Source organism: Pseudomonas sp. NyZ480 (assembly GCF_029537255.1).
In the GTDB taxonomy this organism is placed as follows: Bacteria; Pseudomonadota; Gammaproteobacteria; order Pseudomonadales; family Pseudomonadaceae; genus Aquipseudomonas; species Aquipseudomonas taiwanensis.
This window is the reverse complement of sequence record NZ_CP120626.1, coordinates 5,223,345-5,244,128: the sequence shown is the minus strand read 5'-3', so window position 1 is coordinate 5,244,128 and position 20,784 is coordinate 5,223,345. Positions and strand designations below refer to the sequence as shown.

Annotated in this window: 17 protein-coding genes; 12 read left to right on the top strand and 5 right to left on the bottom strand. The window is 63.2% G+C overall.

Translation table 11 applies throughout. The annotated features are described in order from the left end of the window. Positions 1–13 precede the first annotated feature (13 nt). The 9 genes from pepP to gcvP all read left to right on the top strand — a co-directional run bounded on the left by pepP (position 14) and on the right by gcvP (position 11,841). Positions 14–1,348, top strand: coding sequence for a Xaa-Pro aminopeptidase (gene pepP / locus P3R38_RS24115; protein ID WP_277686672.1), 1,335 nt, complete (start codon positions 14–16; stop codon positions 1,346–1,348). Next, positions 1,345–2,544, top strand: coding sequence for a 2-octaprenyl-6-methoxyphenyl hydroxylase (ubiH, locus tag P3R38_RS24110; RefSeq protein ID WP_023382965.1), 1,200 nt, complete (start codon positions 1,345–1,347; stop codon positions 2,542–2,544). Before pepP ends, ubiH begins: the two co-directional genes overlap by 4 nt. After that, positions 2,541–3,023, top strand: coding sequence for a DUF4442 domain-containing protein (locus P3R38_RS24105; RefSeq protein WP_023382964.1), 483 nt, complete (start codon positions 2,541–2,543; stop codon positions 3,021–3,023). Before ubiH ends, P3R38_RS24105 begins: the two co-directional genes overlap by 4 nt. A gap of 9 nt (positions 3,024–3,032) precedes the next feature. Beyond that, complete coding sequence (locus P3R38_RS24100) at positions 3,033–4,250, top strand: 2-octaprenyl-3-methyl-6-methoxy-1,4-benzoquinol hydroxylase (RefSeq protein ID WP_177429861.1); 1,218 nt, start codon at positions 3,033–3,035, stop codon at positions 4,248–4,250. Positions 4,251–4,401: 151 nt separating this feature from the next. Then, complete coding sequence (locus tag P3R38_RS24095) at positions 4,402–5,403, top strand: extracellular solute-binding protein (RefSeq protein WP_027907209.1); 1,002 nt, start codon at positions 4,402–4,404, stop codon at positions 5,401–5,403. A gap of 206 nt (positions 5,404–5,609) precedes the next feature. Continuing rightward, complete coding sequence (locus tag P3R38_RS24090) at positions 5,610–7,190, top strand: iron ABC transporter permease (RefSeq protein WP_023382961.1); 1,581 nt, start codon at positions 5,610–5,612, stop codon at positions 7,188–7,190. Between the two features lie 124 nt (positions 7,191–7,314). Then, a complete protein-coding gene (gene gcvT / locus P3R38_RS24085; protein WP_023382960.1) occupies positions 7,315–8,397 on the top strand; it encodes a glycine cleavage system aminomethyltransferase GcvT in 1,083 nt (360 codons plus the stop codon). 47 nt (positions 8,398–8,444) lie between these two features. After that, positions 8,445–8,828, top strand: a complete 384-nt coding sequence (gcvH, locus tag P3R38_RS24080; protein WP_027907211.1) for a glycine cleavage system protein GcvH — start codon at positions 8,445–8,447, stop codon at positions 8,826–8,828. A 139-nt stretch (positions 8,829–8,967) separates the two neighbouring features. Further along, positions 8,968–11,841, top strand: a complete 2,874-nt coding sequence (gene gcvP, locus P3R38_RS24075) for an aminomethyl-transferring glycine dehydrogenase (protein ID WP_023382958.1) — start codon at positions 8,968–8,970, stop codon at positions 11,839–11,841. A gap of 30 nt (positions 11,842–11,871) precedes the next feature. Here the strand turns inward: gcvP and P3R38_RS24070 are convergent, their stop codons facing one another. The 3 genes from P3R38_RS24070 to P3R38_RS24060 form a co-directional block, all read right to left on the bottom strand. Next, positions 11,872–12,186, bottom strand: coding sequence for a DUF2388 domain-containing protein (locus P3R38_RS24070; protein WP_023382957.1), 315 nt, complete (start codon positions 12,184–12,186; stop codon positions 11,872–11,874). A gap of 90 nt (positions 12,187–12,276) precedes the next feature. Then, a complete protein-coding gene (locus tag P3R38_RS24065) occupies positions 12,277–13,962 on the bottom strand; it encodes a GspE/PulE family protein (protein ID WP_202675746.1) in 1,686 nt (561 codons plus the stop codon). A 122-nt stretch (positions 13,963–14,084) separates the two neighbouring features. Continuing rightward, positions 14,085–14,396 carry a hypothetical protein gene (locus P3R38_RS24060; RefSeq protein ID WP_023382955.1) on the bottom strand — a complete coding sequence of 104 codons (312 nt, stop codon included), beginning with the start codon at positions 14,394–14,396 and terminating at the stop codon, positions 14,085–14,087. Between the two features lie 126 nt (positions 14,397–14,522). Between P3R38_RS24060 and P3R38_RS24055 the strand changes: the two genes are divergently transcribed. Continuing rightward, entirely contained in the window at positions 14,523–14,993 is a 471-nt protein-coding gene (locus tag P3R38_RS24055; RefSeq protein ID WP_023382954.1) for an Lrp/AsnC family transcriptional regulator, read from the top strand. Positions 14,994–15,062: 69 nt separating this feature from the next. Here the strand turns inward: P3R38_RS24055 and P3R38_RS24050 are convergent, their stop codons facing one another. Then, positions 15,063–16,430 (bottom strand): CYTH domain-containing protein, encoded by a 1,368-nt coding sequence (locus P3R38_RS24050; protein ID WP_277686671.1) that lies wholly within the window; start codon positions 16,428–16,430, stop codon positions 15,063–15,065. 180 nt (positions 16,431–16,610) lie between these two features. Here P3R38_RS24050 and argE point away from each other — a divergent pair, with 180 nt between their 5' ends. Together argE and argA are read left to right on the top strand one after the other, a co-directional pair. Continuing rightward, positions 16,611–17,753 carry an acetylornithine deacetylase gene (gene argE / locus P3R38_RS24045; RefSeq protein ID WP_023382952.1) on the top strand — a complete coding sequence of 381 codons (1,143 nt, stop codon included), beginning with the start codon at positions 16,611–16,613 and terminating at the stop codon, positions 17,751–17,753. 125 nt (positions 17,754–17,878) lie between these two features. Next, on the top strand, positions 17,879–19,177 hold the full coding sequence (gene argA / locus P3R38_RS24040; protein ID WP_023382951.1) for an amino-acid N-acetyltransferase: 1,299 nt from the start codon (positions 17,879–17,881) through the stop codon (positions 19,175–19,177). Positions 19,178–19,241: 64 nt separating this feature from the next. Here argA and P3R38_RS24035 read toward each other — a convergent pair whose 3' ends face one another. After that, positions 19,242–20,618, bottom strand: coding sequence for a glutamine synthetase family protein (locus P3R38_RS24035; protein WP_016712594.1), 1,377 nt, complete (start codon positions 20,616–20,618; stop codon positions 19,242–19,244). Between the last annotated feature and the right edge of the window lie 166 nt (positions 20,619–20,784).

The following is a 20,784-nucleotide window of genomic DNA, read 5'->3' as shown; positions in this document are numbered from 1 at the left end:
GGAAGTCTTGTCCATGAGCCACATACCCAAGGCCGAGTATGCCCGTCGGCGCAAGGCGCTGATGGCGCAGATGGTTCCCAACAGCATCGCCATCCTGCCTGCCGCTGCAGTCGCCATTCGCAACCGCGACGTCGAGCATGTGTACCGCCAGGACAGCGACTTCCAGTACCTCAGCGGCTTCCCCGAGCCTGAAGCCGTGATTGCGCTCATTCCTGGGCGCGAGCACGGTGAGTACGTGTTGTTCTGCCGTGAGCGCAACCCCGAGCGTGAGCAGTGGGACGGTGTGCGGGCCGGCCAGGAAGGGGCGATTCGCGACTTTGCAGCCGATGACGCCTTTCCGATCACCGACATCGACGAGATCCTCCCGGGCCTGATCGAAGGGCGCGAGCGGGTGTACAGCGCCATGGGCAGTAACCCCGAGTTCGATCGCCGGCTCATGGACTGGATCAACGTGATCCGTTCCAAGGCCCGTCTGGGCGCCCAGCCACCGAACGAGTTCGTTGCGCTGGATCATCTGCTGCATGACATGCGCCTGTATAAATCGGCGGCGGAGGTGAAGGTCATGCGTGCTGCCGCGCAAATCTCCGCGCGCGCCCATGTGCGGGCCATGCAGGTCTGCCGGGCGGGGCTGCACGAGTACAGCCTGGAAGCCGAGTTGGATTACGAATTCCGCAAAGGTGGCGCCAAAATGCCGGCCTACGGCTCGATCGTCGCGGCCGGGCGCAATGGCTGCATTCTGCATTACCAGCAAAATGACGCCCTGCTCAAGGATGGCGACCTGGTGCTGATCGACGCTGGCTGTGAGATCGACTGCTATGCCAGCGACATTACCCGCACCTTCCCGGTCAGTGGACGCTTTTCCCCCGAGCAGAAGGCGATCTACGAACTGGTGCTCAAGGCCCAGGAGGCCGCGTTCGCCGAGATCGCTCCGGGCAAGCACTGGAATCACGCCCACGAGGCGACCGTGCGGGTCATCACCGAGGGCCTGGTGGAACTGGGGCTGCTCAAGGGCCAGGTGCAGGCGTTGATCGAAAGCGAGGCCTATCGCGCCTTCTACATGCACCGAGCCGGACATTGGCTGGGCATGGATGTGCACGATGTGGGCGAGTACAAGGTCGGTGGCCAGTGGCGGGTGCTCGAGCCCGGCATGGCGCTGACGGTAGAGCCAGGTATCTACATTGCTGCCGACAATCAGACGGTGGCGAAGAAGTGGCGTGGCATTGGTGTGCGAATCGAGGACGATGTAGTGGTGACCAGGCAGGGCTGTGAAATTCTGACGTCGGATGTGCCCAGGACAGTCGCTGAAATCGAGGCACTGATGGCGGCCGCGCGCAGGGATGCAGCATGAGCCGGGTCAACCTGGCGATCATCGGCGGCGGCCTCGTCGGTGCAAGCCTGGCCTTGGCCCTGCAGGCAGGTGCCAAGGCACGAGGCTGGAAGATTCTGCTGATCGAGCCGTTTGCCCCGGGTGATAGCTTCCAGCCCAGTTATGACGCACGTTCATCCGCGCTGTCGTTTGGTACCCAACAGATCTACCATCACCTGGGCCTGTGGCCGACCATCAGCCGACGTGCCGAACCCATCCTGCAGATCCAGGTCTCCGACCGTGGACGCTTTGGCGCAACACGCCTGGATGCTTCGCAAGAAGGTGTGCCGGCACTGGGCTACGTGGTGGAGAACGCCTGGCTTGGCCAGTGCCTGTGGCAAGGGTTGGACAGCGAGGTGGTGAGCTGGCGCTGTCCGGCGGAGGTCCGGTCGATGCAGGCCATCGACGGTGGATACCGATTGCGACTGGACGATGACACCAGCCTGGAATGCGACCTGGCGATTCTGGCCGACGGCGGCCGCTCGGGTCTGCGTGAGCAATTGGGCATCCATGTGCGTCGCAGGCCCTACGAACAAAGTGCACTGATCGCCAATATCACACCGGGTGAGGCCCATCGCGGGCAAGCCTTCGAGCGTTTCACCGAACAAGGTCCGATGGCCCTGCTGCCATTGCCGGACAATCGCTGCGCGCTCGTCTGGACCCGCCAGGGAATGGACGCCCAGCGCCTGGCGGATATCAACGAGCGCCATTTCCTGCGTGAGCTGCAGGACGCCTTTGGCTATCGCCTCGGCGCCCTGCGTCAGGTGGGCGCGCGGCACCTTTATCCGCTGGCGCTGGTGGAGGCCGAGGAACAGGTGCGACCGCACCTGGTGGTACTGGGCAATGCTGCGCACAGCCTGCACCCGATAGCCGGCCAGGGCTTCAACCTTTCATTGCGCGATGTGCAGGCACTGACCGACGCGCTGTTGGCTGGCCCGCAACATCCGGGCGACCTTGCGACACTGCAGGCCTATCACCAGCGCCAGCGACTCGACCAGGCGCTGACCATCGGCTTTTCCGACCAGGTGACCCGCCTGTTCGGCAGCAGCCAGCCATTGCTGGCGGCAGGGCGAAACATCGGATTGCTCGGGCTTGACCTGCTGCCGCCGGCGAAAAGTTGGTTCGCGCGCCAGGCCATGGGCCTGGGCACCCGCCCTGACGCGCGGGGCCAGGCATGAGCGATTCACGCCGCCTGGCTCGCCGGGCTCGCATGCTGCGTTGGTTGCTGAACCTGTACCCTCCCTACCTCGGCGCCGGTATCCGCGTGCAGCACATCAGCCCGGACATGCGCAGCGCCAAGGTCCGCATGAAACTGACCCGCTGGAACCGCAACTACGTCGGTACCCAGTTCGGTGGCAGTCTGTACTCGATGGTCGATCCGTTCTACATGTTGCTGCTGATCGAACAGCTGGGCCGCGAGTACATCGTCTGGGACAAGGCTGCCAGCATCGACTTCATCGCCCCGGGCAAAGGACCGGTGTACGCCGAGTTCCACCTCGACGATGCGTTGCTGGACGACATTCGCCAGCAAACCGCTTCCGGCAAGAAGTACCTGCCGCGTTTGCAGGTGGATGTACGCGATGGCGCCGGCGAGCTGGTGGCGCGGGTCGATAAAACCCTATACGTGCGGCTCAAGCCGCAAGCGAGGCAGGCGTAAAGCATGGAAATGCGCGCAGATGTACTGATTGTCGGTGCCGGTATGGTCGGTAGCGCCCTGGCCCTGGCCTTGCGCCACAGTGGCCTGGATATTCTCCTGCTCGACGGCAGCCCGCTGTCGGTCAAACCCTTCGATGCCCAGGCGCCGTTCGAGCCCAGGGTGAGCGCCTTGTCCGCAGCGAGCCAGCGAATTCTGGAGCGCCTGGGGGCCTGGGAAGGCATCGCTGGGCGACGCGTGTCGCCCTATTCGGACATGCAGGTCTGGGACGGAAGCGGCACCGGCCAGATTCATTTCTCGGCGGCCAGCGTGCATGCCCAGGTACTTGGCCACATCGTCGAGAACCGGGTGGTGCAGGATGGGTTGCTGGAGCGCCTGCACGACAGCGATATCGGCCTCTTGCCCAATGCACGCCTGGAGCAGCTGCGCCGCTCCGGTGACGAGTGGCTGCTGACCTTGGCCGACGGTCGCAGCCTGCGAGCTCCTCTGGTGGTGGCCGCCGACGGCGCCAATTCGGCGGTGAGACGCCTGGCGGGTTGCCAGACCCGTGAATGGGATTACCTGCACCACGCTATCGTGACCAGTGTGCGCTGCAGCGCGGCGCATCGAGCCACCGCCTGGCAGCGTTTTACCGACGAGGGGCCGCTGGCGTTTCTGCCTTTATCGCGCGATGGCAACCAGCAGTGGTGCTCGATCGTATGGTCGACCACGCCTGAACAAGCCGAGCAGATCATGGCGTTGGAGGACGACGCCTTCCGCAGGGCGCTGCAGGAAGCCTTCGAGGGGCGACTGGGCGATGTGCTGGAGGCCGACCCGCGTGTTTGCGTGCCGCTGCGCCAACGCCATGCCAAGCGCTACGTGGATGAAGGCCTGGTGCTGATTGGCGATGCCGCGCACACCATTCATCCGTTGGCCGGGCAGGGCGTCAACCTGGGGTTCCTCGACGCCGCCGTGCTGGCCGAGGTGTTGGTCAATGCCTGTGAGCGTGGTGAGCGGTTGGCGGATGTGAAGGTGCTGAGCCGATACGAGCGCCGGCGTATGCCGCACAACCTGGCGCTGATGGCGGCCATGGAGGGCTTCGAGCGGCTGTTCCAGGCCAATCCGCTGCCGTTGCGCTGGCTGCGTAACACCGGCTTGAAGCTGGTGGAGCAGATGCCGGAGGCCAAGGCGATGTTCGTGCGCCAGGCGTTGGGCTTGAGTGGGGATCTGCCTGAGTTGGCCAAGGCCTGATGCGTGGGTGCCGCTTGGCGGCCTCATTGCCGGCAAGCCGGCTTCTGGTGGTGCTGGGGCTTTGCAACATCCGGTAACGGCTCCGAGGATGAGCTGCAAAATGGGATTCACTACCATTTGCACCTCTCATACCATTCGAGGAGTGCTTTTCATGTTGCCACGCAAGCCCCTACTGGCCGTTCTGGCCTTGACCCTGCTGGGCGGCACTGCCCAGGCAGCGGACGAAGTGGTGGTGTACTCCTCGCGCATCGACGAGCTGATCAAGCCAGTTTTCGACGCCTATACCGCCAAGACCGGCACCCAGATCAAGTTCATCACCGACAAGGAAGCCCCGCTGATGCAGCGCATCAAGGCCGAGGGCGAGAATGGTGTGGCCGACCTGCTGCTTACCGTCGATGCCGGCAACCTGTGGCAAGCCGAGCAGATGGGCATCCTGCAGCCGATCAAGTCGGACATCATCGACAAGAACATCCCCCCGCAGTATCGCGCGTCGTCCCATGACTGGACCGGCCTGAGCCTGCGTGCGCGGACCATCATCTACTCCACCGAGCGGGTCAAGCCTGAAGAGTTGAGCACCTACGAAGCTCTGGCCGACAAGCAGTGGGAAGGCCGCCTGTGCCTGCGGACGGCGAAGAAGGTCTATAATCAGTCGCTGACCGCCACGATGATCGAGACACACGGTGAGGCCAAGACCGAGCAAATCATCAAAGGCTGGGTCAATAACCTGTCCACGGACGTGTTCTCCGACGACAACGCGGTGATCCAGGCCATCGCGGCAGGCCAGTGCGATGTGGGGGTGGTCAACACCTACTACTACGGGCGTCTGCACAATCAGAATCCACAACTGCCGGTGAAGATCTTCTGGCCAAACCAGGGCGACCGAGGCGTGCACGTCAATCTCTCGGGTATCGGCCTGACCAAGCATGCGCCGCATCCTGAAGCGGCGAAGAAGCTGGTCGAGTGGATGACCGGCGAGCAAGCGCAAAAGCTGTTCGCCGATATCAACCAGGAATTCCCGGCCAACCCAAAGGTCAAGCCATCGGACGAGGTGGCGGCCTGGGGTAGCTTCAAGGCCGACAGCATTCCGGTTGAAGTCGCCGGCAAGCGCCAGGCCGAAGCGATTCGCTTGATGGACCGGGCTGGCTGGAACTAAGCCCCAGGCCTTATCCTTTCGGGGGCCTGCGAAGGCCCTTTCGCGGGTGAACCCGCTCCCCCAGGTATTTCGCCGTCATCAAGAGCGGCGCCGCACCCTGTGGGAGCGGGTTTACCCGCGAATGACCCCAAAGCGGTCGCAATTCAGCCTCAGAGACAGTCAACTTGCCGCACACGCCCCAACGCCGTTGGTACCTCCCGGTCTTGATGACCGCCGCCCTGGTGCTCTTGCCCCTGAGCGTGCTGTTGCTGTCGTGGCAGTCGATCGACCCGCAAATATGGTCGCACCTGCTCGATACCCAGATGAGCCGCTTGCTGGGCAACACGGCCACCCTGGTACTCGGGGTCGGCGTCGGGGTCACCGTGTTAGGCGTCAGCCTGGCCTGGCTCACCAGCCTCTGTGAATTCCCCGGCCGACGCTGGCTGGACTGGGCGTTGATGCTGCCATTCGCCATTCCGGCGTATGTGCTGGCCTTCGTCTTCGTCGGCCTGCTGGATTTCTCCGGCCCGGTGCAGACTGCCCTGCGCGAAATGTTTGGGCCGATGCGCTTGCCCCGTGTGCGCTCCACGGGCGGGGTGATCGTCGTGCTGGTGCTGGTGTTCTACCCCTACGTCTACCTGCTGGCGCGCACGGCGTTCCTCGCCCAGGGCAAGGGCCTGATGGAAGCGGCGCGGGTGCTGGGGCTGTCGCCGCTGCAAGCGTTCTGGCGGGTCGCGTTGCCAATGGCCCGACCCGCCATCGGTGCGGGTATTGCCTTGGCGTTGATGGAGACACTGGCCGACTTCGGCGCAGTTGCGGTATTCAACTTCGACACCTTTACCACGGCCATCTACAAGACCTGGTACGGTTTCTTCAGCCTCTCCAGCGCGGCGCAGTTGGCCAGCCTGCTGCTGCTGGCGGTGATGCTGGTGCTGTATGGCGAGCGTCGTGCCCGGGGTGCCAGTCACCATGGCAACGAGCGGCCACGAGGGCGGGCGCTTTACCATTTACGCGGCGGCAAGGCGCTGCTGGCCAGTGGCTGGTGCCTGCTCGTATTCGCCTGTGCCTTCGTCATTCCGCTGCTGCAATTGCTGGCGTGGTTCTGGCAGCGCGGGCGGTATGACCTGGATGAGCGATACGTCAGCCTGGTACTGCACACCCTGTATCTGGGCGCCATGGCGGCGCTGATCACCGTTGGTGTGGCGTTGGTGCTGGCCTTTGCCCGACGTCAGGCGCCGACGCACGTCATCCGTGCTGGCGTGAGCCTGGCCAACGTGGGTTACGCGTTGCCGGGGTCGGTGTTGGCGGTGTCCATCATGCTGGCCTTCAGCTATCTGGATAACCAGTTGGTGGTGCCGCTGTCCCAGTGGCTGGGGGGCGCAGGCAAGCCACTGTTGCTGGGCAGCCTGGCGGCGCTGCTGCTGGCGTATCTGGTGCGTTTCATCGCAGTGGCTTACGGCCCCTTGGAAAGCAGCCTGGAGCGTATCCGGCCTTCGCTGCCGGAGGCATCGCGCAGCCTGGGTGTCGGTGGCGCGAGATTGTTTTGCAAGGTGTATCTGCCATTACTGGTTCCAGGTGCTCTCAGCGCGGCCTTGCTGGTATTTGTCGATGTGCTCAAGGAAATGCCGGCAACCTTGCTGATGCGTCCTTTCGGCTGGGATACGTTGGCGGTGCGGGTGTTCGAGATGACCAGCGAAGGGGAGTGGGCGCGTGCTTCGTTACCCGCGCTGACCCTTGTGCTGGTTGGGCTGCTACCGGTCATCGGCTTGATCCGCCGTTCGGCCAGACGTCCCGGTCACAGTCAGTAAGGATGCCAGCCCGCGCCCTTGCGGCTACAATGCGCGGCATTCGCAGCGGCGGGTCCTATAACAAGAGTTGACGACCAAACGTCATCGCCCGCTGCCGCTTCGCCAAGCCCGGAAGGAGAAACCCATGGGACAGCGCACGCCTTTGTATGACCTGCACCTGGCGCTCGGCGCCAAGACGGTCGATTTCGGCGGTTGGGATATGCCCCTGCACTATGGCTCGCAAGTCGAAGAGCACCACCAGGTGCGTAGCGACTGCGGGGTTTTCGACGTGTCCCACATGACCGTCATCGACATCGATGGCAGGGCCGCCACGCCTTGGCTGCAACAGCTGCTGGCCAACGATGTCGCTCGCCTGGACAGCCCCGGCAAAGCCCTGTACAGCCCGCTGTTGAACCACGCAGGCGGGGTCATCGATGACCTGATCGTCTATCGCACCGAGGACGGCTACCGCCTGGTGACCAATGCCGCGACCCGAGCCAGCGTGCTGTCCTGGCTGACGACACGCAGCGCGGGTTTCGAGGTGGGTGTGGATGAGCGTTCCGACCTGGCCATCCTTGCCATTCAGGGCCCCCACGCCCGCGAGAAGGTCGCCGCGCTGGTCAGTGCCTCGCGTGCCGCGCTGATCCGCGAATTGCGCCCGTTCGAAGGCATGGCCGAAGGTGACTGGTTCATCGCCCGAACCGGTTACACCGGTGAAGACGGCCTCGAGATCATCTTGCCCGGTCATCAGGCCCCTGCATTCTTCAACGACCTGGTCGGTGCCGGCATCGCCCCCAGCGGCCTTGGCGCCCGCGATACCCTGCGACTGGAAGCCGGCATGAACCTGTACGGCCAGGACATCGACGAAAACCACACGCCGCTCACCTCCAACCTGGGCTGGAGCATTGCCTGGGAACCTGCCGAGCGCGACTTCATTGGCCGCACTGCGCTGCAGGACGAGATCAAGAGTGGCGTGAAGGAAAAACTGGTTGGGCTGGTGCTCGAAGAACGTGGCGTGTTGCGTGCCCATCAGGTGGTACGTGTCGCTGGGATTGGCGAAGGAGAGATCACCAGTGGTAGTTTCTCGCCTACGCTGAGCAAGTCCATCGCCTTGGCGCGCGTGCCCATGGCCACTGGCGACCGCGCCGAAGTCGAAATTCGCGGCAAGTGGTACCCGGTGCGTGTGGTAAAACCCACTTTCGTGCGCCACGGCAAGATTCTGATCTGAACAATCAACGGCGGACCGACCGCTGAGCCAATCGAGGAATACAAGACATGAGCAATATCCCCGCCGACCTGCGTTATGCCGAAAGCCATGAATGGGCACGCCTGGAAACTGACGGGACCGTCACCGTGGGCATCAGCGATCACGCCCAGGCAGCCCTGGGTGATGTGGTGTTCGTAGAGCTGGCGGAAGTTGGCAAGGTGTTCGCCGCTGGCGACGCTGCCGGCGTTGTGGAGTCGGTCAAGGCCGCTTCCGACATCTACGCCCCGGTCGGTGGCGAAGTCATCGCCGTCAACGAAGAACTGGCCGACAGCCCCGAGCTGCTCAACGAAAAACCTTACGAGTCGTGGATCTTCAAGCTCAAGCCAAGCGACACGTCCGAGCTGGACAAGCTGCTGGATGCCGCCGGCTACAAGGCTGCCATCGGCGAGTAATCGCCTGGTCGCTGGCTCCTGCAGCAGGCACCCTCCTGCAGGAGCCCGGTACTGCAACCCCAAGAATTCCCGCAGAATCGGCAATCCTTCCTAGACTTATAAGTCTCCATGAGGCCTGGTCTAGGAAGAGAGCGTCGTCATGTCCCAGTCGCCATCCCTGCATCAACTGCAAGAGCTCAACCCTTTCCTGCGTCGCCACCTGGGGCCTGATGCCTCGGAGCAGCAGGCCATGCTCACCACGTTGGGCGTTGCCAGCCGCAGTGAGCTGATCGAGCAGACTGTCCCCCCTGGAATCCGACTGAACCGTCCGCTCGACCTTCCGCCGGCCCTGGATGAACAGGCTGCACTGGCCAAGCTCGCTGGCTATGCCGAGCAGAACCAGGTATGGACCAGTCTGATCGGCATGGGCTATCACGGCACGGTCACGCCGACGGTGATCCTGCGAAACGTGTTGGAGAACCCCGGCTGGTACACCGCCTACACGCCCTATCAGCCGGAAATCGCCCAAGGCCGGCTGGAGGCGCTGTTGAACTTCCAGCAGATGATCATCGACCTGACCGGGCTGGCCCTGGCCAATGCGTCGTTGCTCGACGAGGCCACCGCTGCCGCCGAAGCCATGGCCTTGGCCAAGCGTGTGGCGCGCAGCAAGAGCAACGCGTTCTTCGCTGATGAGCATTGCCACCCGCAAACCCTCTCGGTGCTGAAAACCCGCGCCGAAGGGTTTGGCTTCGAGCTGATCGTGGACTGCGTGGATAACCTCGCCAAGCACTCGGTATTCGGCGCGCTGCTGCAATACCCGGATACCCACGGCGAGGTGCGCGACTTGCGTCCGCTGGTCGACCAGCTCCACAGCCAGCAGGCATTGGCCTGTGTAGCGGCCGACCTGTTGAGCCTGGTGGTGCTGGCACCGCCCGGCGAGTGGGGTGCGGACGTAGTGCTGGGTTCGACCCAGCGCTTTGGCGTGCCCATGGGCTACGGCGGCCCCCATGCGGCCTATTTCGCCTGCCGCGATGATTACAAGCGCGCCATGCCGGGGCGCATCATCGGTGTCTCCCGCGATGCCCGCGGCAACACCGCGCTGCGCATGGCGCTGCAGACCCGCGAGCAGCACATTCGCCGTGAGAAGGCCAACTCCAACATCTGCACGGCCCAGGTGCTGCTGGCCAACATCGCCGGTTTCTATGCCGTCTACCACGGCCCGGAAGGCCTGCAGCGCATCGCCCAGCGGGTCCATCGGTTGACGTTTATCCTGGCAGCAGGGCTTGAGGCCAAGGGTATAAAGCGCCTCAACCAGCATTTCTTCGACACCCTTACACTGGATGTCGGTGGCGCCCAGGCCGCGATCATCGAAAGTGCCGAACATGCCCGGATCAACCTGCGAATTCTTGGACGCGGGCACCTGGGCGTGAGCCTGGACGAGACCTGCAACGAAGCGACGGTACTGCGGCTGTTCGACATCTTCCTCGGTGTGGACCATGGCCTGGACATCGCTGAACTCGACAAGCATGCCTTGCCCGAGGGTATTCCTGCCGCGTTGGTACGGCGCACGCCCTTGCTCGCTCACCCGGTGTTCAACCTGCACCACAGCGAGACCGAGATGTTGCGTTACCTCAAGCACCTGGAGAACAAGGACCTGGCGCTGAACCAGTCGATGATCCCACTGGGCTCATGCACCATGAAGCTCAACGCCACCAGCGAGATGATTCCCATCACCTGGCCGGGCTTTGCCAACATCCACCCCTTCGCGCCGGCCGCCCAGGTGACGGGCTACAAGGCGATGATCGACGAGCTGGAGGCTTGGTTGTGCGCCATTACCGGCTTCGACGCCATCTGCATGCAGCCCAACTCGGGCGCCCAGGGTGAATATGCCGGGCTCATGGCCATCACCCGATATCATCACAGCCGTCATCAGCCCCACCGCACCTTGTGCCTGATACCCTCATCGGCCCACGGCACCAACCCGGCTTCGGCGCAGATGGCGGGGATGGAGGTGGTGATCGTCGAATGCGATGACGAGGGCAACGTCGACCTCGACGACCTCAAGGCCAAAGCCCGAGCGGCTGGCGACCGGCTGTCCTGCCTGATGATCACCTACCCGTCCACCCATGGGGTGTACGAGGAGGGTATTCGCGAGATTTGCGACGTGATCCACCAGCACGGCGGCCAGGTGTACATGGATGGCGCCAACCTCAATGCCCAGGTTGGCCTGACCAGGCCGGCGGACATCGGCGCAGACGTTTCGCACATGAACCTGCACAAGACGTTCTGCATCCCCCACGGCGGGGGTGGCCCAGGCATGGGGCCAATTGGGATTCGCGCCCACCTCAAGCCGTTCGTCGCCAGCCACCCGGTAGTGCCGGTGCCTGGGCTGGACCCGAACAACAGCGCGGTCAGCGCCGCGCCGTGGGGCAGCGCGAGCATCTTGCCGATCAGCTGGATGTACATCGCCATGATGGGCCCGCAGCTGGCTGACGCCAGCGAGGTGGCGATCCTCTCGGCGAACTATTTGGCCAGCCAGCTGAGTGGCGCGTTCCCCGTGCTGTATCGCGGCCGCAACCAGCGGGTGGCGCACGAATGCATTCTCGACCTGCGCCCGCTCAAGGCGCAGACCGGCATCACCGAGGAAGACGTGGCCAAGCGCCTGATGGACTACGGTTTCCATGCCCCGACCATGTCGTTCCCGGTGCCTGGCACGTTGATGGTGGAGCCGACCGAAAGCGAGTCGAAGGCGGAGCTGGATCGCTTTGTCGATGCCATGCTGGCAATTCGCGCCGAGATCGGCGAGGTGCAGGAGGGTAATTGGCCGGCGGAGGACAACCCGCTCAAGCACGCGCCGCATACGCTGGCTGATGTCCTCGCACCGTGGAATCGGCCGTACAGCCTGGAGCAAGGCGTCGCCCCCAGTGGCCACGTTCGCCAGCACAAGTATTGGCCAGCGGTGAACCGGGTCGACAATGTCTATGGGGACAGGAATCTGTTCTGTGCGTGTGTGCCGGTGGAGGCCTACCGCTGAGAGAAGGGGCTGCGTTGCAGCCCCCCACGCTTACTCGGCTACTGCATTCTTGGCAAGAATGGCATTGGCCAGTTCCATGTCGCTGGCTTCAATCCCTGGGTTCTCGGTGCGTACCTGGTGCAGGGCTGCCTCCAGGAAAGGTCCGCGAATGGCGCCTTCACTGGCGACGAAGCTGCCGGCATCATCCTGTGCCGCCAATACCAGCTTGTGATCTCTGGACGTCAGGTAGCTCGACGCTGTGGTCGCACCTGTCGTCATGAGGTTACGCAAGAACTCATCGGCCATGGCGGAGCCAATCGGCAGCGACAGCAAGGCAGTAGCTGCGATGGCGGTTTTGAGACGCATGATGAAACACCTCAAAGGGTGGGGGTTGAAGATGCCCGCTTTGATCCTGCCGCACTGACGCAAGTTCCTTGAATACAAGGCTTTTTTTGCTCAGGTGCAGACCCTCAGGACCTCCTCGAGGCTGGTCAGACCCAGCGCCACTTTCGCTTCCCCGCAGCTTCGAAGATCCTTTAGTCCATCCTCCCTGGCCTGGTCACGCAATGCTGCAAGGTCGGTGCCCGGGCTTATCCGCGCGCGAAGCTCGTCGCTTGGGGTCAGCAGCTCGAAAAGACCGGTTCGGCCTTGGAAACCAGTGCCACGGCAGCGGCGGCATGGCTGGCCTTCTCCCATCGTCGGACGTCCATTGCACTCGTCGCACAAGGTGCGCACCAGACGCTGGGCCATGACGCCGATAAGGGTTGCCTTGATCAGGTAATCGGCGACGCCCAGCTCTTGCAGCCGAGTGATGGCGCTACAGGCGTCGTTGGTGTGTAACGTGGACAGCACCAGATGCCCGGTCAAGGCCGCCTGAACCGCCACCAGCGCCGTTTCGCGGTCGCGAATTTCACCGATCATGATGATATCCGGGTCTTGGCGCAGCAGGGCGCGGGCGCCGTTGGCGAAGCTCAGGTCAAGGCTTGGTTGGACTTGCAACTGGTTGAACGCAGGCTCCAGGCGCTCGACAGGGTCTTCGATGGTGCACAGGTTGACCTCGGGCGTGGCCAGCGACTTAAGGCTCGCGTACAGGGTGCTGGTCTTGCCGGAGCCGGTGGGTCCGGTGACCAGGATGATGCCCTGTCGTCGACGCAACAGTGCTTGCCACAGGGCAAGCTGTTCGCCTTCAAGACCCAGGCTGTCGAAGCGCTCATGCAATTGCTGCGGGTCGAACAGGCGCAGCACCAGTTTTTCGCCAAACGGGGTAGGGAGGGACGAAAGGCGCAGCTCGACTTCTTCGCCGCCAGGCAGACGGCTCTTAAGTCGACCATCCTGAGGCCGGCGTTTTTCCGCGACATCCATGCGCCCTAGGTGCTTGAGGCGGCTGACGACCGCCAGGGTCACGCCGGCAGGGAAGGCATAGACCGTGTGCAGCAGGCCGTCGATGCGGTAGCGCAGTCGGCCCTGGTCGCGGCGGGGCTCCAGGTGGATGTCACTGGCCCGTTGTTCGACGGCATACTGCAGCAGCCAATCGACGATGTGCACGATATGGGCATCGTCAGCCGAGGCTTCGGCCTGGCGCTTGCCCAGCTCCAGCAACTGCTCCAGGTCGCCCAGGCTGGCCGATTGCTGATGCTGCGCGCCCTTTACCGAATGGGCCAGGCGAAAGAGCGACTGGCCTAGCTGGCGGAGTTGCACCGGGTTGGCCAGCACGCGGCGAATGGGTTTACCCAGGCTGCGCGCCAGGTCGGCCTGCCAACTGTCCTGAAAAGGTTGGGCGCTGGCGACGGTGACGCGCTGGGCATCGGCGTGCACGACCAGGATGCCATGGCGTTGAGCGAATGCTGGGGAAACCAGACCCGTGACCTGGGACAGGTCGAGCTGCATGGGGTCGATTTGCATGTAGGGCTGGCCGACCTTGTTCGCAAGCCATTGGCAGAGGCGGTCCAGATCAAGGCGTTGGCCTGGCTGCTGGCGATCTTGCAGGCCACAGGCGGCGATTTGTTCCAACGGATGGCGGGCGGGTTGGGTGGCGGCGTGCCTAAGCACCTGCAGGGTGTCGTTGGCGTGCAGGTGCTGGTCGGTGAGCAGGGCTTCGAGCACGCGCCTGAGGTCGAGTGCCGGATTGTCTTGGCTATGCATGGAGGCGTCCGTGCCTGATGGAGGTGCTGCTCAGGCTAGCCGGGCGGGGGGAGGTTGCCGAACATGAAGGGTTTCTGGATCTTGCAGGGCCTGTCACTGCCCGGTCATTGGCGAGACGGCGCTTACAGTGATCGTGACGACCTGACGAGCCACTGCTGGTTGGTCAGGCTCACCTCACCCACACACACCAGGTTACGCAGTTTTTGCGCTATCACCTCGGCCCGGTGCCAGCTCAGTCCACCGATGCCCACCTCGATGTTCAACCAGTCATCCTGCTGGCTGACCTGCACGCTGTGTGGCGTGAGGAACTGCAGGGCAAACAGGTTGAGTACCCGGCACAGGCTGTCGGGTTCGGCCTCGGCCTGCAGGCGATAGTTGACGGTGCTGTGGGCGTTGTTGGCCGCCCAGACGTCGGTACGGGGCTGTGCGTTCATGCTGTTCTCCGCAAGAGTGGGAAGAATTCTTGCACGTTTCCAAAGGCATTTTTTCGCTATGATGGGTGGATTTCGCCGTTGAGGCGAATTGATCAATTCAAAAAACACTCTATGAGAGAATTAAAAATGCATGGCGAGCTGGACGCCTACGACCGACGCATTCTTGAGCTGCTGCAGGAGGACGCCTCGCTGTCCAGCGCACAGATCGCCGAGCGTGTCGGGCTTTCGCAATCGCCGTGCTGGCGTCGCATTCAGCGCCTGAAGGAGGAGGGGGTGATTCGGGGCCAGGTGACCTTGCTCGATCGCAAGAAAGTCGGGCTCAACACGCAGATTTTCGCCGAGGTGAAACTCAACGCTCACGGGCGCTCCAACTTCACCGAGTTCACCGAAGCGATTCGCGGCTTTCCGGAAGTGCTGGAGTGTTATGTGCTGATGGGGTCGGTGGACTTTCTGTTGCGCATCGTCACGCCGGACATCGAAGCCTACGAACGGTTCTTCTTCGAGAAGCTGTCGAATGTGCCGGGGATCCAGGAGGTCAATTCGATCGTGGCCTTGTCCGAGATCAAGTCCACGACCAGCCTGCCGCTGGCGCGTTGAGCGACTGCGATGATCCGCAAATCATCGCAGCCCCTGCAGGAGCGGCTAGCCGGCGGGGTCTACGCTGACTCAAGCCTTGATCAGATACTTCCAACCGCGGCTCTGATCCACCGCGCGGGCCTGCTCGATGCGCGCTTCGAGCAGCTCATCGGACAGGGGTTGTTCGGCCAGCTCGTGCAGTTTCTTCAGGTCGCCATACAGGCGGTCCATCTGCGGCGCTTCGAGCACCTGGCGTGCGTGGTGCAGCCAGGCCAGCAGCTGTTCGAGACGCGGCAACTGCTCGGCCAGGTCTTCTGGGCGCTGAGTGTAGAGCGGCAGCTTCAGGGCGCGGCCTTCCTCGCCCAGCAGGTGGCCCAGCCAGCTGGCCAGTTGCGCCTTGCCCTGGCGCTCGCCACGGCCTTTACGATCCAGAGTCCAACTACGGGCTAGCAGCCAGCGAGACGTTTCCAGCGAGAACTGGCCCCAACGGATGTCTTCCAGCTCTTCGGCGAACTGCTCGGGCGCGGCGCGGCGGATGTCTTCGTCATCGTTGCCGGCCTGAACCAGCGGGCGCCAGTCTTCCAGCAGTGCGTCCAGGCGGGTGCGCAGGGCGCGAGTAGTCGGGCGTGGTGCGGCCTGGCCCAGGCTGCTGGTCAGGGCGCGCAGTTCGCTGAGGCACAGGACCCATTCCTGCAACAAGCGCCAGTGACCGTTGTGGCGGTATTGCTCAGCCAGGCGCTGGCTGCTGCCCAGCAGTTGCCAGGCGAGTGCGGCGTAGGCGTCGTCCACGGCCATTTCGGCGTCCAGCTCGGTGTGGGGCAGGCCCAACTCGTAGCTGTCGGGATCCAGCAGGCGGTAGCCGCGCTCGGCCTTGCTGATGTCGCAGGGCATCAGTGGCAGGCTGGCGGCCAGCTCGGCGGCAAGTTCGAGCAATGCCTCCGGGGCACCTTCGCGCAGTTCGAGTTCCAGCTCGCAGATCTCTTCCTTGCGTTTGCCGGCGATCACGAAGCCCTGGTCCAGCGCGGCTTCGATCACCACCTTGCTCTTGCCCCGACCCCAGGCGATTTCAGCGTATTCGCGGGTGAAGTCGGTGGTGAACAGCGGCTTGATGGTTTTCTTGTCCAGGTCGGCCAGTTGCTCGGGCCAGCAGGTGGCGTCGAACTTTTTCAGGTCCAGCTTGACCTTGTCCAGCTGCCATTCGAATTCGTTGCGCTCGGACAGGCCGGCAACGCTTTGGCCACGGCACTTGAGGGTCTGGATGATCACATCGCCGTCACGGCGCAGGCGCAGGGCGACGCGGGCAGCCGAGAGGTCGCGCTCGGGGGTATCGAAGTACTGGTTGAGCAGCTCGCGGGTCTGCCAGCCGGACTTGTTGCGCTTCTTCAGCAGGGGGTGCTCGCGCAGGGCGGCAAGGGTCTCGCGGCTGGCGCGGAGCTTGAGTTCGGTTTCTTTGTGCATCACAGGCTCGAAGGGAGGGGCGTGGTTGGCGGTGAGTCTACAGGAGTCGGCTGTGGACTGTTGAGTTTGCCAGGGCTTTGCCCTGCTTTGGCGACGCAAGGGGACTTCCACAGGGCCAGCGGGTTGCCCGCGAGCAGGAATGCGTTGCTATGATGGGCAACGCTTTCGAGGAGTATGCGCATGCCGTTGCCGACGCTCAAAGACCAGTTCGCCGCCTTGGTTGCCGCGCCCTCGGTCAGTTGCACCCAGCCCGCGCTGGACCAGTCCAACCGCCAGGTCATCGACCTGCTGGCAGGCTGGTTGGCCGACCTGGGGTTCAAGTGCGACATTCAGCCAGTCAGCCCCGGCAAGTTCAACCTGTTGGCCAGTCGTGGCACCGGCCCTGGCGGCCTTGTACTGGCAGGTCACAGCGATACGGTGCCCTATGACCCGCAGCTGTGGGCGAGTGATCCGCTCAAGCTGACCGAGGTCGATGGTCGCTGGGTCGGGCTTGGCAGTTGCGACATGAAGGGCTTTTTCGCCTTGGTGATCGAAGCGGTGCTGCCGTTGCTGGAGCACGACTTCAAGCAGCCGTTGCTGATCCTGGCCACCTGCGACGAAGAAAGCTCCATGTCTGGGGCCCGCGCCCTGGCAGAAGCCGGGCAGCCTCTTGGGCGTGCGGCGGTGATTGGCGAGCCCACGGGCCTGCGGCCGATTCGCATGCACAAGGGCATTCTCATGGACCGAATCGACATCCTCGGGCGCAGCGGCCACTCCTCCGACCCAAGCCTGGGGCGCAGCGCCATGGAGGCCATGCATGCGGTCATGGGCGAGTTGATGGGCTTGCGCCGGCAATGGCAGGAAACCTACCGCAACCCGCAGTTCTCCGTACCGACACCGACCATGAACTTCGGCTGCATCCACGGTGGCGACAACCCTAACCGCATCTGTGGCCAGTGCGCGCTGGAGTTCGACCTGCGTCCTTTGCCTGGCATGGACGTGGAGCAGTTGCGCGCGGCCATCCGCGAGAAGTTGGTGCCGCTGGCTGAGCGCCATGAGGTGCGTATCGACTACGCGCCGCTGTTCCCGGAAGTGCCACCGTTCGAGCAGGCCGCCGATGCCGAGCTGGTACAGGTAGCCGAACGTCTGACCGGGCATCGCGCCGAAGCGGTGGCGTTCGGCACCGAAGCGCCTTATCTTCAGCAGCTGGGTTGCCAGACCATCGTGCTCGGCCCCGGTGACATCGCCTGTGCTCACCAGCCGGGCGAATACCTTGAAATGTCACGAATCGAGCCTACCGTGCGTCTATTGCGTGACCTGATCCGGCACTATTGCCTGAATTAAACGTCAATCGAGCTGATTCGTTCTTGCCTAGAGGAGACCGCGCGTGACCGCAAGCCTGTTCCGACGATGATCCTGAACGCCGTGTGATCCACCGTTCTCCGTCCACTTTATCCACAGGCCCTGTCATGCCCGAATACGTCAACTGGCTGCGTCATGCCTCCCCGTACATCAATGCTCATCGCGATTGCACCTTCGTGGTCATGCTCCCCGGCGATGGTGTGGAGCACCCGAACTTCGGCAATATCGTCCATGACCTGGTACTGCTGCACAGTCTTGGCGTGCGGCTGGTACTGGTGCATGGCTCGCGTCCACAAATCGAAAGCCGCCTGGCGGCTCGCGGGCTGACGCCGCACTACCACCGCGGCTTGCGCATCACTGACGCGGCCACCCTGGACTGTGTGATCGATGCAGTCGGCGCCTTGCGTCTTGCCATCGAGGCGCGGCTGTCGATGGATATCGCCGCCTCACCGATGCAGGGCTCGCGCTTGCGTGTGGCCTGCGGCAACCTGGTCACCGCACGGCCGATCGGCGTACTCGAAGGCGTCGATTTCCACCACACCGGCGAAGTGCGTCGGATCGACCGCAAGGGCATCAGCCGCTTGCTCGACGAGCGCTCCATCGTGCTGCTGTCGCCCCTGGGGTATTCGCCTACGGGTGAAATCTTCAATTTGGCCTGCGAAGACGTCGCCACCCGGGCGGCCATCGAATTGGGTGCTGACAAGCTGCTGCTGTTCGGCGCCGAACCGGGTTTGCTGGACGAGAACGGCAAGCTGGTGCGCGAGCTGCGCCCGCAACAGGTCGCACCGCATTTGGCCCGTCTGGGCAGCGATTACCAGGGCGAGTTGCTCGATGCTGCCGCCGAGGCGTGCAAGGGGGGCGTGGCGCGCAGTCATATCGTCAGTTATGCCGAAGATGGCGCGCTGTTGACCGAGCTGTTCACCCGTGAGGGTGGCGGTACGCTGGTTTCCCAGGAACAGTTCGAGGTGGTGCGCGAGGCTACCATCGACGACGTCGGCGGCTTGCTGGAGTTGATCAGTCCGCTGGAAGAGCAGGGCATTCTGGTACGTCGTTCGCGCGAGGTGCTGGAGCGGGAGATCGAGCAGTTCAGCGTGGTCGAGCGTGAGGGCATGATCATCGCCTGTGCGGCGTTGTACCCGATAGCCGATTCCGAAGCGGGCGAACTGGCGTGCCTGGCGGTCAACCCAGAGTACCGCCATGGCGGGCGCGGGGACGAGTTGCTGGAGCGCATCGAGAGCCGGGCGCGGCAGTTGGGGTTGAATACCTTGTTCGTGTTGACGACGCGTACCGCGCACTGGTTCCGCGAGCGTGGGTTCGCGCCCAGTGGGGTCGAGCGGCTGCCTGCGGCGCGAGCTTCGCTGTACAACTATCAGCGCAATTCGAAGATTTTCGAGAAATCCCTGTAAGCCTGTGCTTGCCGGCTTCGCGGCCCGCAATGAAAAACGCCGCCCTTGTGGGCGGCGTTTTCGTTTACACGGTATGTAGGTACCAGTTGTACTCGAGGTCGGAGATCGAGTGCTCGAACTCCTCCAGCTCGCTTTCCTTGCACGCGACAAAGATGTCGATGTACTTCGGATCGATGTACTTGTTCAGGATCTCGCTGTCGTCCAGCTCGCGCAGGGCATCGCGCAGGTTGTTCGGCAGGCTCTGTTCCAGCTGCTCGTACGAGTTGCCTTCGATCGGCTCGCCTGGCTCGATTTTGTTGGTCAGGCCATGGTGCACGCCCGCCAGGACGGCCGCCATCATCAGGTACGGGTTGGCATCGGCACCGGCAACGCGATGCTCGATGCGCACGGCATCTGGCGAGCCAGTCGGCACGCGCAGGGCCACGGTGCGGTTGTCCAGACCCCAGCTCGGCGCGTTCGGCACGTAGAACTGGGCGCCGAAGCGGCGGTACGAGTTGACGTTCGGGCAGAGGAACGCCATGGACGCGGGCAGGGTCTCGAGCACACCGCCGACAGCGTGACGTAGCGCGGCGTTCTGCTCGGGATCCTCGCTGGTGAAGATGTTGTTGCCATCTTTGTCCAGCACGGAGATGTGTACATGCAGGCCGTTGCCTGCCTGGCCCGGGTAGGGCTTGGCCATGAAGGTGGTGTCCATTTCATGGTCGTAGGCGATGTTCTTGATCAAGCGCTTGAGCAGCACGGCATAGTCGCAGGCCTTGAGCGGGTCGGCGACGTGGTGCAGGTTGACTTCGAACTGCGCCGGGGCGCTTTCCTTGACGATGGCGTCGGCCGGAATACCTTGCTCCTTGGCACCTTCGAGGATGTCCTGGAGGCAGTCGGCGTATTCGTCGAGGTCGTCGATCAGGTACACCTGGGTCGACTGCGGACGCTTGCCCGAAATGGGTGAACGCGGTGGCTGTGGACGGCCGTTCACGTTCTCCTGGTCGATCAGGTAGAACTCCAGCTCGAAGGCTGCGCAGATGGTGAGGCCCATCTCGGTGAATTTGCTCACTACCTGACGCAGCACTTCGCGCGGGTCGGCGAAGAACGGCTCGCCTTCGAGCTCGTGCATGGTCATCAGCAGCTGAGCGGTGGGGCGCTTCTGCCAGGGTTCGTTGGAGAGGGTGCCGGGAATCGGGTAGCAGATGCGGTCGGCATCGCCGATGTCCAGGCCCAGCCCGGTGCTTTCAACGGTGGAACCGTTGATATCCAGGGCGAAGAGGGAGGCCGGCAGGTTGATGCCTTTCTCGTAAACCTTGTGGAGGCTGGTGCGTTCGATTCGCTTGCCACGAACCACACCATTCATATCTGCAATCAGAAGGTCAACGTAGAGAACCTCAGGATGTTCCTTAAGGAACGCGTTCGCTTCGTTAAGCTGAACGGCACGCGGGGGTACCGACATGATGCAACACCTTTGTTGTTAAAAATATCAATCAAGGGGGGCTTGCAGGTCCAGTCAATCGAAAAGACATACTGATGTCAAGCCAACCCCATGATGCCCTGAAATGGCACATCGACGGCAGATTTGCTGCATATCGGGGCAATCCATTATCCGCTATTTCCGCTGC

Bases quoted from the DNA above. Each gene is read 5' to 3' on its own strand.
- pepP (WP_277686672.1), top strand. From the start codon at position 14: ATGAGCCACATACCCAAGGCCGAGTATGCCCGTCGGCGCAAGGCGCTG.
- ubiH (WP_023382965.1), top strand. From the start codon at position 1,345: ATGAGCCGGGTCAACCTGGCGATCATCGGCGGCGGCCTCGTCGGTGCA.
- P3R38_RS24105 (WP_023382964.1), top strand. From the start codon at position 2,541: ATGAGCGATTCACGCCGCCTGGCTCGCCGGGCTCGCATGCTGCGTTGG.
- P3R38_RS24100 (WP_177429861.1), top strand. From the start codon at position 3,033: ATGCGCGCAGATGTACTGATTGTCGGTGCCGGTATGGTCGGTAGCGCC.
- P3R38_RS24095 (WP_027907209.1), top strand. From the start codon at position 4,402: ATGTTGCCACGCAAGCCCCTACTGGCCGTTCTGGCCTTGACCCTGCTG.
- P3R38_RS24090 (WP_023382961.1), top strand. From the start codon at position 5,610: ATGACCGCCGCCCTGGTGCTCTTGCCCCTGAGCGTGCTGTTGCTGTCG.
- gcvT (WP_023382960.1), top strand. From the start codon at position 7,315: ATGGGACAGCGCACGCCTTTGTATGACCTGCACCTGGCGCTCGGCGCC.
- gcvH (WP_027907211.1), top strand. From the start codon at position 8,445: ATGAGCAATATCCCCGCCGACCTGCGTTATGCCGAAAGCCATGAATGG.
- gcvP (WP_023382958.1), top strand. From the start codon at position 8,968: ATGTCCCAGTCGCCATCCCTGCATCAACTGCAAGAGCTCAACCCTTTC.
- P3R38_RS24070 (WP_023382957.1), bottom strand. From the start codon at position 12,186: ATGCGTCTCAAAACCGCCATCGCAGCTACTGCCTTGCTGTCGCTGCCG.
- P3R38_RS24065 (WP_202675746.1), bottom strand. From the start codon at position 13,962: ATGCATAGCCAAGACAATCCGGCACTCGACCTCAGGCGCGTGCTCGAA.
- P3R38_RS24060 (WP_023382955.1), bottom strand. From the start codon at position 14,396: ATGAACGCACAGCCCCGTACCGACGTCTGGGCGGCCAACAACGCCCAC.
- P3R38_RS24055 (WP_023382954.1), top strand. From the start codon at position 14,523: ATGCATGGCGAGCTGGACGCCTACGACCGACGCATTCTTGAGCTGCTG.
- P3R38_RS24050 (WP_277686671.1), bottom strand. From the start codon at position 16,430: ATGCACAAAGAAACCGAACTCAAGCTCCGCGCCAGCCGCGAGACCCTT.
- argE (WP_023382952.1), top strand. From the start codon at position 16,611: ATGCCGTTGCCGACGCTCAAAGACCAGTTCGCCGCCTTGGTTGCCGCG.
- argA (WP_023382951.1), top strand. From the start codon at position 17,879: ATGCCCGAATACGTCAACTGGCTGCGTCATGCCTCCCCGTACATCAAT.
- P3R38_RS24035 (WP_016712594.1), bottom strand. From the start codon at position 20,618: ATGTCGGTACCCCCGCGTGCCGTTCAGCTTAACGAAGCGAACGCGTTC.